The 13,238-nt window shown below is 40.1% G+C and carries 10 protein-coding genes; 2 read left to right on the top strand and 8 right to left on the bottom strand.

Annotation, left to right across the window (positions count from 1 at the left end; all coding sequences use genetic code 11):
* The first annotated feature begins 181 nt into the window (after nt 1–181).
* Entirely contained in the window at nt 182–1,072 is an 891-nt protein-coding gene (locus KFO35_RS10385; protein ID WP_002298354.1) for an ArsR/SmtB family transcription factor, read from the top strand.
* Nucleotides 1,073–1,213: 141 nt separating this feature from the next.
* Here KFO35_RS10385 and kimA read toward each other — a convergent pair whose 3' ends face one another.
* The 3 genes from kimA to KFO35_RS10400 all read right to left on the bottom strand — a co-directional run bounded on the left by kimA (nt 1,214) and on the right by KFO35_RS10400 (nt 7,413).
* Complete coding sequence (gene kimA / locus KFO35_RS10390; protein WP_002315571.1) at nt 1,214–3,037, bottom strand: potassium transporter KimA; 1,824 nt, start codon at nt 3,035–3,037, stop codon at nt 1,214–1,216.
* A 416-nt stretch (nt 3,038–3,453) separates the two neighbouring features.
* Nucleotides 3,454–6,159 carry a YhgE/Pip domain-containing protein gene (locus KFO35_RS10395; protein WP_002315570.1) on the bottom strand — a complete coding sequence of 902 codons (2,706 nt, stop codon included), beginning with the start codon at nt 6,157–6,159 and terminating at the stop codon, nt 3,454–3,456.
* Nucleotides 6,160–6,465: 306 nt separating this feature from the next.
* Nucleotides 6,466–7,413 carry an NADP-dependent oxidoreductase gene (locus tag KFO35_RS10400; RefSeq protein WP_002315569.1) on the bottom strand — a complete coding sequence of 316 codons (948 nt, stop codon included), beginning with the start codon at nt 7,411–7,413 and terminating at the stop codon, nt 6,466–6,468.
* A gap of 187 nt (nt 7,414–7,600) precedes the next feature.
* Here KFO35_RS10400 and rpsN point away from each other — a divergent pair, with 187 nt between their 5' ends.
* The gene (gene rpsN / locus KFO35_RS10405) at nt 7,601–7,870 is read left to right on the top strand and encodes a 30S ribosomal protein S14 (RefSeq protein ID WP_002293413.1); all 270 of its coding nucleotides are present in this window, start codon (nt 7,601–7,603) and stop codon (nt 7,868–7,870) included.
* Between the two features lie 171 nt (nt 7,871–8,041).
* Here the strand turns inward: rpsN and KFO35_RS10410 are convergent, their stop codons facing one another.
* From KFO35_RS10410 to KFO35_RS10430, 5 genes are all read right to left on the bottom strand, one after another.
* Nucleotides 8,042–8,404, bottom strand: coding sequence for a type II toxin-antitoxin system PemK/MazF family toxin (locus KFO35_RS10410; protein WP_002289874.1), 363 nt, complete (start codon nt 8,402–8,404; stop codon nt 8,042–8,044).
* 10 nt (nt 8,405–8,414) lie between these two features.
* Nucleotides 8,415–9,536 carry an alanine racemase gene (alr, locus tag KFO35_RS10415; protein ID WP_025477293.1) on the bottom strand — a complete coding sequence of 374 codons (1,122 nt, stop codon included), beginning with the start codon at nt 9,534–9,536 and terminating at the stop codon, nt 8,415–8,417.
* A 15-nt stretch (nt 9,537–9,551) separates the two neighbouring features.
* Entirely contained in the window at nt 9,552–9,902 is a 351-nt protein-coding gene (gene acpS, locus KFO35_RS10420; protein WP_002293418.1) for a holo-ACP synthase, read from the bottom strand.
* A gap of 129 nt (nt 9,903–10,031) precedes the next feature.
* The gene (cshA, locus tag KFO35_RS10425) at nt 10,032–11,543 is read right to left on the bottom strand and encodes a degradosome RNA helicase CshA (protein WP_002293419.1); all 1,512 of its coding nucleotides are present in this window, start codon (nt 11,541–11,543) and stop codon (nt 10,032–10,034) included.
* 321 nt (nt 11,544–11,864) lie between these two features.
* Complete coding sequence (locus tag KFO35_RS10430; protein WP_002315567.1) at nt 11,865–13,217, bottom strand: UDP-N-acetylmuramoyl-tripeptide--D-alanyl-D-alanine ligase; 1,353 nt, start codon at nt 13,215–13,217, stop codon at nt 11,865–11,867.
* Nucleotides 13,218–13,238: the final 21 nt, after the last annotated feature.

The raw sequence follows: 13,238 nt of genomic DNA on the forward strand, positions 1-13,238 counted from the left end.
AATAAATCATAACTTTATTTGTAACCGCTGTCAACAACATTTTAATTAATTTTACTAGAATAATTGCTACTTTAATTAATAAATATATTAATCAATAAACGAAATAAACAATGCTATTTACACAAATTAGCAAATGTATTAACATTCAAGTAAATCAAACAGTTTAAACGGAGGCGACACGATGCAATTAGAAATCAATCAAGAAGCATTACCTGTCTATGAGGCACTTGCCAGTAACGTGCGAATCAAAATTATTCAATTGCTGGCTAAAAACAAGATGAATGTCAAAGAGTTGGCACAAGAATTAGGTTTAAGCAGTGCGATTATTACGGTGCACATCAAAAAATTAGAGGAAGCCAAAATCATCAAAACGGAACGTGTGGGGCAAAAAAAGATTTCCAGTTTGAGAGTGGATCATATTGATATTAACTTTCCTGAGAAAATATTTAATGCCTTTGATACTAGAGAAACTTCGATTCCGATCGGTCATTATACAAATTATTTTGTTGAACCAACTTGTGGATTAGCGACACTCTCTGGTTTTATCGGTCCAGTAGATGAACCTAAATTTTTTATGGACCCGAATCGAATGGATGGTCGGATTCTCTGGTTCACGAAAGGCTTTGTTGAATACCAGTCACCCAATTTCCTTTCTCCAGATGAGAAACTAGAGATGATGGAGATTTCCATGGAGATTTCTTCTGAATTTCCTTTTTCTAATAATAATTGGCCGTCTGACATTACCTTTAGCTTAAACGGTATCACATTGGGCACCTGGACAAGCCCCGGAGATTTTGCAGATATTCGAGGCAAGTATACGCCAGATTGGTATCCAGACAACTTAAATCAATACGGGTTGTTGAAGACGATTCGAATCATGGAACATGGAACTTATATGGAAGGCGAACCATTGTCAGATGTCACGATCAAGGATATTCCTACTTATGAAGACACATGGCACTTAAGAGTCGAGGTAAAGGAAGAAGCTGAAAATATAGGAGGCTGTACATTATTTGGCAAAGGATTCGGAAATTATGATCAAGACATCAAAATCAAAATGTTTTACAGCTAAATAAGAAGAATAATAACATTTCATACGCTGTTCCCATCTTTAATGGCTTATAGAGGGCACCTTTAGCTGAGAATAAGACGAAACAGACCCTCTAGCTTCAATTAAGAGCTAGAGGGTCTGTTTTTGATTTTAAAACTTGGCTTATTTCTTCAAATGGTAGCTATAGGTGCTGACAACGATATTTTCACGCCAAGACAACCGCAATCTTAACCGCAAACTTGTTTGGTTATGAAGAATATTCTGCCAACGTCTGTTTGGTACAAATTGAGGAATCAGCACAGTAGTTGTATAGTTTTGTTTCGCTGCATTTTTACTTACGATATCTACATAACGGATAATTGGATTTTCAATCGAGCGATAAGAAGAGTGGACGATTGAAAAACGGACATCTGGGAAATGCTTTTTAAATTCTGATTCGATTTCTTTTTCTTTTTCGACATCTTCGTCTAGCGAAACATGCATTGCAACGACATAATCACCGATCGAACGCGCGTAATTCAACGCACCGATATTCACCCGTGTCACATTCCCAACTAATACAAGAACGGTATTTCCGTCATAATCATGTAGTTTTGCATCATTTTCTAAACGAAGCTGTTCTGCCACTTTTTTATAATGATCATGGATCTTATAAAAAATGAACATAACGATTGGCATGATGATGAAGAAAGGCCAAATATCTCCTAACCGATAGACGAACAAAATCGCAATGATTGCATATGAGATGAACGCACCTGTAATATTGGCAATCGATTTGCTTAACCATCTTTTTCCTTCTTTTTTCCATTTGACGACCATCCCTGTTTGAGATAAAGCAAATGGAATGAACACGCCGATAGAGTATAACGGAATCAAGCGTTCTGTTGAGCCATGGAAAATAAACAGCAACACGATCGAACCTAGCGCTAGAGTGATAATCCCATTGGAATAGCCTAGTCGATCCCCACGATCTTGATACATGTGAGGCATGAATTTATCTTTTGCCAGATTGTATGCAAGAACTGGAAAAGCAGAAAAACCAGTATTGGCAGCAACGGCTAAAATCAGTGCTGTAGCAAATTGAAGGACGTAATACAAAATACCATGTCCAAAGACGGCTTTACCGATTTGAGACAAAACAGTGACTTCTTTTTCCGGAACGATTCCATACCAATAGTTGATAAATGTGATCCCAACGAAGAAGAAACCTAAGATCAAGGCCATCATCGTCAATGTGGCAGCGGCATTTTTGGCTCTTGGCTTTTTGAAGAATGGTACGGCATTACTAATCGCCTCCACCCCAGTCAAAGAGGAGGAACCAGAAGAAAATGCTCGTAAAATCAAGGCGATAGAAACCCCCGGAACAGCCGCTCCTGGAAGCGCAGTAGCTTGCAATGGCACAGCACCTGTCACGATATTATATAACCCAACAACGATTAGCAACGAGATCACAAGGATAAATGTGTACACCGGAAATAACAGGAACGATGCAGATTCTCTCAGACCACGAAGATTCAGCATCATCAGTAGTAAAACGATTGTCACAGAAATAGCAACTTGATGCCCGTATAACGCTGGCACCGCTGATGTGATTGCTTCAGCACCTGCTGAGACAGATACTGCTACCGTCAACATGTAGTCGATCAATAAAGAGCCACCGGAAATCAAGCCCGCATTCTTCCCAAGATTCTCACTGCTGACGACATAAGCTCCACCGCCATGAGGATAAGCATGGATGATTTGACGATATGATAGCGTTAAGGAAATCAATAAAATAATAACAAAAGCGGCAATGGGCAGCGAATACCAGATAGCTGCAGCAGACAAAGCGACTAAAACGACAACGATTTGTTCCGTACCATATGCAATAGATGATAACGCATCAGACGACAATAATGCCAAAGCAGCAAAACGGGTTAATTTGTGCTCATCATTTTCAGCAGATTTTAAAGGCTTACCTACTAACAACCTTTTTAAGTAATCCAATTTTTAAACTCCTTTACACGCAATTTTACTTCAAGTATTATAGTCGAAAATTTATAGTAAACAAGATGTTATAGTACGCTCACTGACCTTAAAAGTCAATAAACTTTAAGAAAATAATTGGAAAAAAACAGAAAAATATCAAGCGCTTTTTCAAACGCTTTAATACAGCAAAAATCTAACATTTTTTTATGGGCTTTTTCTTTGAATTCTATAATAAAAGGATAGAACTTGACTTAGAAAATCAGGTTCTATCCTTTTTTATATCTTAACTTTTGAAAGAGAAATGTGAAGCTGTTTTTGTTTGGTCATTCTTATTACTTTATGCAGAACAGCTTTTTCACAACCTCTTGGTACACGGTGTTCCATCAGCTGACCCTCGGTATTAGCTCAAAACGCTGATCTCACAACCTCTTTTTTTAATGAAAAATATGGCTCTCGCGCGCCGCTTCTTTGAATTTCGTCATTTTTTCTTCGATGAACGGATAGACTGCCGTTCCTACGACTCCAAAGACAACAAACAAACCGACCATGATCCAGATTGCATTCGTAGCATTTGGCCAGTAAATGCCTCCTGCAGATTCTCGCAACAAGTTTACCGCATGCGTAAATGGCAAGAACGGATTGATCATTTGGAAGAATTTTCCTGAGACTTGGATCGGATAGTTCCCGCCTCCACCAGAGATCGACAGTACTAAAATGATGATAGCGATCCCTTTACCGACATTATCGAATAATGCAGCCAAGACGTAAACGATCATCATGAACGCTAAGGCGATCAAGACAGCAAATGACACGCTGTAGACTGGATTTTGGACATCTACTCCTAGTAAGAAAATATTTCCTAATGTAACAATCAAGCTTTGCGCGATTGCCATTGTCAAGAATGTCAGCATACGAGCAACGAATTGTTCTCGTTTCGTAAAATTGTTTCGGTCTTTCTTTCCTAAATAGTATTCTGTCGTAGCAACACTTGAAAGAAGAACAGCGCCGACCCACAGACATAGTGCAGTATAAAATGGGGTGCTAGCTGAACCGTTATTTGCGATTGGATAGAGCGCATTGGTTTGCAGCTCAACAGGTTGTGTAAAGAAGTCACTTTCTTTTGTTGCATCTAGTTTCAATAATTTGATGACTTCGCCTAGATCGACTTCCTGTTCGCCTTTTCGGATCGCATCTGCTGCTTTTTGGATACCAGCTTTGATATTTGGCCAGTCATTGTTGATCAAGTCCGCAGCAGCGTTCACAGCTGTTTCGACTTCTGGCATTTTTTCATTTACTGTTGTCAATGTACCGGTGATTTCATTTTTTAGTGCGGGCCAATCATTTTGGATAAAATCAGCGGCCAACCCTAATTTTTGCTGAAGGATCGGTAATTCATTGTTGTATAGGTCTGCCCCTTCATTGATGCCATTGACGATGGTCTCCATATTGCCATTCAACATTGTATTGGCATCGTGGATTTCTTGTCCAATTGCAGGCATTTCTTTTTGATATTTTTCTAAGATTGCCACTGCATTTGTTACAGTTGCTTTCGTTGAGCTGAGAAGCGAATCAAAGTCGATCTGGTCCGCTTTGCTCAGTGCGCCTTGTGCAGTCCCAATCGTATCGATGACTTGGTCTAGTAGAGAAGTGACGGTAGAGCTGACTTGATCCGTCTTGATACCAGTAACGATACCATTAACATTTTCAGCAGCAGTTTGTACTTGTTTTAATAAATCAGTAACTCTATCCGTGTTCCCTTCTTGAACAGCTGTGTTCAAATCAGTGAGACGACTTTGCAAATCGCCTAGCAAGGGTTTCAATTGATTTAGCTGATCAATAACTGGCTGCAATTTCGTATTTCCAGCACTTGTTTGCAATTTAGTCAGGAACTCGACCAGTTTATCGATTGCATTTTGTTGTTGAGGAATACTGTTGATAAAACTGTTTAATACATTCCCGATATCTTCTTTTTCTTTTTCACTTAGTTGGTTATCTTGGACAGCTGCATTGATCGTCTCAGCTAGCGAACCCGTCGTTGTTGCCACTTGTCCAATTGACTTCAATGTAACATCTACACTGTTTGTGATGCTTGGTATCGCATCTTTCAGCTGAGAGGCACCTGATTTTGTTTGGTTTGCTAGATCACTTGCCTGGTTTTCTAAATTTTTCACATCTGGCAAGATATCTTGTACTTGTTGGATGATCGTCAAGCCTTGTTTTGCTTCGTCAATTCCTTGATTCATTGTCTCTTGGATCGAAGCAAAATCACCGTCGATCTCTGCTAGTTGTTTACCGGCATTTTGGATCTCTGGGATTTTTTCTTGCAAATCAAGGATGATTTTTGCTTGGTCTTTCAACTCAGGCATTTTGTCATTCAATGCAACGACTTTTTCGCCCATCTCATCTACTTTAGGGATGTAATCCACGAATTCATTTGCTTTATTCAGTTTTTCTTTAATGTCAGGTAGTTGACTTTGTAATTCGAGGACTTGCTTTGTGTAGCCGTCGATCGTGTCCAGATTTTCATCTGTTGATAAAATCATATCTTTGACTTTATTGATACTTACTAGGTTCGTATCGATGTCGTAACCTATTTCATTGAATACTTTCAATAAAGTCGAACTGGCTGTTTTGATAAATTCATTTGTGATTTGCGATTGGATCGAACTTGCTCCTTTATCGGTGATTTTCGGTGCAATCGCATTGATTTTTTCATTTACCGTATATTCGATTTTTGGTTTCTTGATGTCACCACTAGTAAAACTCAGCAGATCTTCTGAGAAATCCTTTGGCAGGTAAATACCTGCGTAATACTTTCCGGAACGGACTCCGTCTTCTAATTGTTCTTTTGAATCAACGAATTGCCATCCTAATTGTTTATTTTTATGAAGCGATTCGATGACTTGCTCCCCAATGGCCACTTCTTTACCTTGAAACTCTGCTGGCTTGTCTGCACTGTAAACAGCAATTGGCAGCTCTCCAGTATTTCCATATGGATCCCATAGTGCTTTAATGTTAAACCACGCATACAGCGAAGGGATGATCATGATCGCAATGATCAAAAGTGTAGCAATCGGGTTTTTGAAAATCCGTTTCCAGTCAAGCAAATATAAACGAAGTGTATTTTTGATTGACTGCATAGTTCTCCCCCTTCTTCTTTTTTCAGCTGAATTACTTTACCATGTATTTCATACTTTTTTCAATCGGCTTTTTTCAAAAAAGTCGAATTTTTGGACATATCACGGCAATTGTCTCATTGTAATCTCTTACATATTGAGAAATAATTAAGGATTACAGCCTTTACTTTATCATGAAATAAAAGGGAAAGATAATTTTATGCCAAAGTTTTTATCTATTATACGTATACGCAAAAAAGCTAAAACACTTTTTTGGTCTTTGCCCCTACAAAAATGTTTCAGCTTTTTTCTTTTTTATTCCTATATTTCTTATTTTTCGAATGACAAAATGATTTTCCCAGCAGGAGGATGCCCTTCAACTTGCTGATGTGCTTGGATGACATGTGCAAGGGAAGCAGACAGATTCATTGAAATAAAAATATGAAAGGCACCTTTTTGATAAGCTTTGATTATGCCAGCAAAGGCTTCTGCATCTTGATATTCCTTTCTTGGAACAAATGATTCATAAAAGCCTTCCTTTTTTTGCCGCAAATCTAGGTCTGGGAGGTCATTTAATGCAACATATCTCCCACCTGGTTTCAGGATCTGGATGCCGGTTTCTCCTTTGATGCTTCCTTTCGTGGCATCAATCACAAGGTCTGCTTGATCAGCAAATTGCATACCTGGGTCTGTTTTATCATAAGCAGCAAATGCTGAAGCTCCTAGTTTCCTTACTTTTTCTTCGTTTTTACTAGAGGCACTGGTTAAGACTTGGATGCCCTTTTCGTGGAGAAGCTGGATCAGACTAGACCCGACCGCACCTGATGCACCTAGAACCATCACTGTATCTGTCGGCTGAATTTCCGTCAAATGATTGATTAGATTGTACGCCGTAATCCCTGGTGTGACCATTCCGGCTGCTTCTTCCCAACTCATTTCATCTGGAATTTTTACTGCTTTTGCTGATGGCAGTACGACTTCTTCTCCGTAAGTCCCGCCGACTGCATGGACAGCTACTCGATCACCTACATGAACAGTTGTGACATCTGAACCAATCTCTGTCACGATACCAGCGCCATCATTACCTAGTACATAAGGGAATTTCAATGTTCGTATCTCTTTCATCTCTCCTGAACGCAAGGCAACATCATACGGATTCACGCTGAATGCTTTTATTTCTACACGAATATGTCCGGAATCGACTTCTCTGGGTTGAGCATCGATTTCTTCAAAAACATCTTGCGCTTCTCCGTAACCGTTAATTGCAAATCTTCGCATGGTTACCATCTCCCTTTTTCTTTAAGTTTACGTTCATGCCTTTATTTTGACAAAAAAAATGTCTTTTCGGTTTGGAACATGATCCAAAACAAAATAGTTGTTTTTTTTCGCGTATCGTGTTAAATTATTCATCTAAAAGCGTAAAGATTACGATTTACGCTAATAAAAAAATTGGAGGAATTTGTTGATGGCTAAAAAATCAAAGATTGCCAAAGCAAAAAAACAGCAAGAAACGATTGAACGCTATGCTGCTTTACGTCAGGAATTAAAAGCGCAAAAAGATTATGAAGGCTTGCGTAAACTTCCTTTAGATGCTCGTCCAGAACGGTTGAAAAATCGCGATCTAATCGATGGACGACCTCGCGGATACATGCGTAAATTCGGGATGTCCCGTATAAAATTCCGTGAGTTAGCACATAAAGGTTTGATTCCAGGAGTAAAAAAAGCCAGCTGGTAGTCCAAGTCTGGCTGTAAAGGAGGAGGGCGCATGGACCACTCCTTGGATCATCAAAAAAGATACGTTCGCTTCTTCTAGCAGAAATGCTGGTACTAGAAGCGGACGTATCTTTTTTTACGCACAGTTGGTCCTTTTTTTATATGTAAAGGCTGCATGGTTACTTCGCTATACTTATTTAGTAACAGGAGTGAGTGCCTCAATGCCCACACTAATTTTTAATGCTCGGTCAACTTCTGCCATAATTGGACGATCCAAATGGCAGACTTTTTCTTTCAATCTTGATTTATCGATCGTTCTGATCTGCTCCAACAGGATAACGGAGTCTCTTTCTATTCCTGTTCCAGTAGCTTTGATCCCAATGTGAGTCGGAAGCTTAGGCTTAGCCATTTTTGCCGTTATAGCCGCAACAATGATCGTCGGGCTGAAATGGTTACCTAGATTATTTTGAATAACCAAAACTGGACGTGTTCCGCCTTGCTCCGATCCCACGACTGGAGAAAGATCAGCAAAATAAATATCTCCTCTTTTTACCATAGGATCCTCCTTATTCTTGATATTCTCTTGGTATCCGCTGTCCTAATCCGCATGCCACTTCATAGTGGATCGTACCTAATTGATCTGCTACATCTTGCATAGTGATTTCTTTGTCTGCATTTTTGCCGATAAGCGTCACTTTTGTTCCGACCGGAAATTCTTGAGGCAATCGGATCATCAGTTGATCCATACATACACGTCCAATCGTTTCACAATAGTTTCCTTCTACCAATAAAGAAAAACCTTGCATCTTTCGTAGCCAGCCATCTGCATAACCGATCGGTATCGTTCCGATCCATTCTGCTTCAGGAGTGATATATGTTTCCCCGTAGCCGATTCCTTCACCTGCTGGGAGTTTTTTGACTTGGATCAATTCAGAAACCAGTTCAAGCGCTGGCTGTAACGGATAAACTTCCGGTAGTGCATGCCCAGATGGGTTCAGTCCGTACATTGCTACTCCATAACGAATCATATTGCCGATTGTTTCATCATGCCATAAAGCCGTTGCACTGTTACTGACATGTACATATCGAGGAAGTTCAGAAAGTTTTTTTAGCACTTCCATAAAGCGTTCCTTTTGCAGATTCCAATACGTATCGTCTGCTTGATCTGCTGTAGAAAAATGGGTAAATAATCCTTCCCATTCTAATACACGACTTTCTCTGATGAATGCAGCTGCCTCTTTTACTTCTTCAGGTGTACAAAAACCGATACGCCCCATCCCAGTATCTGCTTTTAAATGGATCGAAAGAGGCATCTCTAGCTTACTTTCCTCTAAAATAGCAGCTGCTGCCTGCAACCATTCCCGGGTACCTGCAGTTACTGACAAATCATGAGCAACAGCTAAAGCCAGTGCGTCGTAAGGAACCATGTTCAAGATAAGGATGGGCTGAGTAAATCCAGCTTCTCTCAACTCGACTCCTTCATCTAAATTTGAAACACAAAAGCCCGAAGCTCCACCAGCAACTGCTGCTTCAGCTGTCTCTACAGCTCCATGACCGTATCCGTTTGCTTTTACTACTGCAAACAATTCTTTCCCTTGCGGAAGTCTTGCCACTTCATTTGCTACATTTTCAGTTATAGCTTTTTTATGTATCACTGCTTTCGTTGGGCGGTGCCAAGCGACAACCATCATTTTTCCTTCTTTCTAGTCTTCCAAAATAATTTGTGCAAAAGCTGTTTCATTTGTGTGAGTAATACTGACCCATACATTGCCTTCATGAGGGGAACGCGTAACAACGGGCTGACCGTTTTCATTTTTTAAAATCTCGATATCTTGAAAGGTAACTTTCCCGATCCCCGTTCCCCAAGCTTTAGAGAAAGCTTCTTTACAGGCGTAACGCCCGCCTAAAAATTCTACTTGGCGATGAAAAGGCAAGGACTGGAACAGTTTCGTTTCTTCAGAGGTCAAGATTCGTGCAATGAATTTTGGTTTTTCTTCGATCAGCCGAGTGATCCTAGACAATTCGACTGCATCGATCCCAATTCCTTTTATCATATGCTTTTCTCTTTTCAATAAATTTAGAACACTCTCATTCTACCAAATTATAACCATTTTGCCACAAATAAGTCCACAAATAACAAAAATGAAAGTTTCTCTTAAAACAGAGAAACTTTCATTTTAGGTTTAATCGTTATTTGAACGGATCACAAATCCGCGTTTTTTATCATTGTGACGTTTACCGCCATCTTTTTGGCTGTTATTATTTTTGCTATATCCGCCTTTTGATTTGTTTCCACGATAATTCCCGCCGTCACGACGATTACGGTTGTTTCCGCCGCCACGTTTGCCATTTTTGTTGTATCCTTTTTTCTGCATTGGCAATGGACGTTCGGGTGTGATCTTCACTGGTACTGCATCAGCTGGATCTTTTGCTGTCGTTTTCAGCAGTAATGCAACCAAATCTTGTGCAGAATATTCTTCTAATAATTTATCTGCTGTTTGCAGGTATTTATCTAGACCGTTTTCTGCAAGTTTTGTTTCGATTTGTTCAACTGCAGCACCTAATTGACCTTTGAATGCTTCTTTTTCAGTTGGCGGACGTAAAGTCGTCATCCGTTTTTTCGTCAAGTTTTCGATCACATGCAAGTAGTCCATTTCATTTGGTGTAACGAAAGTCACAGACATACCGCCTTTTCCGGCACGACCTGTACGTCCGATACGGTGAACGTAGCTTTCTGGATCTTGAGGGATATCATAGTTGTACACATGAGTGACACCTGAGATATCTAATCCACGTGCGGCAACGTCTGTCGCTACAAGGATATCTAAATGACCGTTCTTGAATGAACGCAATACGCTCATCCGTTTTTGTTGAGACAAATCGCCATGGATTCCTTCTGCACGATAACCACGTGCTTCTAATCCGCGTGCCAATTCATCTACGCGGCGTTTTGTACGTCCGAAGACGATTGTTAGTTCCGGTGTTTGAACATCAAACAAGCGAGTCATGATATCAAATTTTTCGTATTCTTTTGCGCGGACATAGTATTGATCGATCAAGTCAGCTGTCATTTCTTTCGCTTTGATCTTCACATGATGTGGACTTTTCATGAATTTAACGCCGATATTCTTGATGGCTGGCGGCATTGTTGCTGAGAAAAGTAATGTTTGTCTTTGCTCAGGAACTTGAGAAATGATTTTTTCGATATCTTCCAAGAAGCCCATATTCAACATTTCATCTGCTTCATCCAAGACTAATGTTTGAACAGTTCCAAGCTTCAATGTATGGCGGTTGATGTGGTCAAGCATACGTCCTGGTGTACCCACAACGATATGTGGACGATCTTTCAAGCCACGGATCTGACGGCCAATATCTGCTCCACCATAGACAGCTTGTACACGCACTTTTTTGTCGCGCCCTAAACGATATAGTTCTTCTTGTGTTTGGATAGCTAATTCACGTGTTGGTGCGATAACCAGACCTTGTAATTCGTGACGATCTGGATCGATTTTTTCTAACATTGGTAATCCAAATGCAGCTGTTTTCCCTGTACCTGTCTGTGCTTGTCCAATAACGTCTTTTCCAGCTAATGCTAGCGGAATCGTTTCTGCTTGGATAGGTGTTGCTTCTTCAAAACCAGCGCGTTCGACTGATTTCAACAATTCTGGTGATAATTCTAGTTCTTTAAATTTCAAATGAATCCTCCTATATGGTTGTTAACTGAGGATGTAGCTTTTTTGCTACCCCGTCGATTTGTTCGGTCAAAGTGTATTGTTTCTTTTTGACAGTGGCCACGCACGTTTTTATCCATTCTTAGCCCCTGTGGCACCACCGAAAAATCACTTTGCGAAGTTTAGGCATTAGAAAAGCCAAACGGGTCGCGTTCAGCTTTATCATGATTATGACATCTGGTTTCGACAAGTTGCTTCCATGGCAAAACCAGTCCAATTTCTCTTCATCTTTCGGCAATAGGTTATTCTAACATAGCTTTTCATTTTCTGCAAGTTTACAGATTTTTATTTCATTTGCTGAAGCTGTTCTACTACTTCGAATAAGCCCATGCTGTTGCTGCCTTTCAGCATAATACTGTCTGTTGATTCAAGAGTTTGTTTGACAGCTTCAATCAATTTATTCTTTTCTTTTTCAAAATAGAACACAGGTAGTTGCGGATATTTTTGATTCAAGTCTTCTTTTAATGCATGCATTTGTTCCCCGTACAAGAAAATCATGGCAAATTTCTCAGGATCGATATGTTCACTCATTTGCGCATGCATGTTTAATGAATCTTTCCCTAATTCCAGCATATCTGCTAACACAGCGATTCTGCGCCCTTTTGTTGGCAGATTTTTAAAAGTATCTAATACTAGTCCCATGGCTGTTGGATTTGCATTGTAGACATCGCTCAAAATAGCTGCACCATTTCCTGCCGTTAGCCATTCAGTTCTATTTTGTGTGATAGAAACATGAGCGAGCCCTTGGCGTATCTCAGGTATGGACAGTTCAAAGAAGCGCCCGATCGTATACGCAATCAAAGCATTCGTTACATTATAACTTCCAGGCAGCGGGATCGTAAATGTTTCTCCTTCTACTACAAAATCGGTTTGCGCTTTTCCTTCTGCTGTCACTTCTGCATGAACATCGCCATTTCCAATACCGAATGTTGTGACTGTTTGTACTAATGTTGCCGTTAAAGGTGTCAGCAACGGTTCATCTGCGGGCACAACGAGTAATCCGTCTGGTACAAGTCCGTCAGTGATTTCCATTTTGGCTTTAGCGATTCCTTCTCGCGACCCAAGATTTTCTATGTGTGCTTCACCGATCATTGTGATTGCTGCAGCTTTTGGTTGAGCCATAAGTGAAAGTTCTGTGATTTCATTGGCGTGATCCATGCCCATTTCCAAAACGATTTTTTCTGTATCTTGCGGCATGTGCAAAATCGTGTAAGGAAGACCAATATTATTGTTGTAATTTCCTTGCGTCTTATATGTTTTGTATTTTTCAGACAAGACAGACGCGGTTAGATCTTTCGTGGTGGTTTTACCATTGCTTCCTGTAATTGCAACGACTTCTGCGCCTACTTTTTCCAAGTAATAGGTTGCCAATTGCTGCATGGCTTTCAAAGGATCTGCTACAGGGATAACTGGAAAATCTTTTGGTGCTTGTTCAACAGGCAAGCTCCAAAATGAAGCAGATGCGCCGTTTGTGATCGCTTGCTGGATAAATTCATGTCCATCTCGCGTACCGGCAAGAGGAACGAATAAACTTCCTTCGGTTATCTTCCGGCTGTCAAATTCGACATTGGTAATCTTTGTCAGTGCAGAGCATTCGCTGCCCACGGCTTGTGCAATTTCTTGTATTGTTAGATTCATTGAGATCTCTCCTAAAAAAGG

Source organism: Enterococcus lactis (genome assembly GCF_015751045.1).
GTDB classification, from domain to species: Bacteria; Bacillota; Bacilli; order Lactobacillales; family Enterococcaceae; genus Enterococcus_B; species Enterococcus_B lactis.

Coding starts and splice junctions, on each gene's coding strand:
- KFO35_RS10385 (WP_002298354.1), top strand. CDS start 182: ATGCAATTAGAAATCAATCAAGAAGCATTACCTGTCTATGAGGCACTT.
- KFO35_RS10395 (WP_002315570.1), bottom strand. CDS start 6,159: ATGCAGTCAATCAAAAATACACTTCGTTTATATTTGCTTGACTGGAAA.
- KFO35_RS10400 (WP_002315569.1), bottom strand. CDS start 7,413: ATGCGAAGATTTGCAATTAACGGTTACGGAGAAGCGCAAGATGTTTTT.
- rpsN (WP_002293413.1), top strand. CDS start 7,601: ATGGCTAAAAAATCAAAGATTGCCAAAGCAAAAAAACAGCAAGAAACG.
- KFO35_RS10410 (WP_002289874.1), bottom strand. CDS start 8,404: ATGGTAAAAAGAGGAGATATTTATTTTGCTGATCTTTCTCCAGTCGTG.
- alr (WP_025477293.1), bottom strand. CDS start 9,536: ATGGTTGTCGCTTGGCACCGCCCAACGAAAGCAGTGATACATAAAAAA.
- acpS (WP_002293418.1), bottom strand. CDS start 9,902: ATGATAAAAGGAATTGGGATCGATGCAGTCGAATTGTCTAGGATCACT.
- KFO35_RS10430 (WP_002315567.1), bottom strand. CDS start 13,217: ATGAATCTAACAATACAAGAAATTGCACAAGCCGTGGGCAGCGAATGC.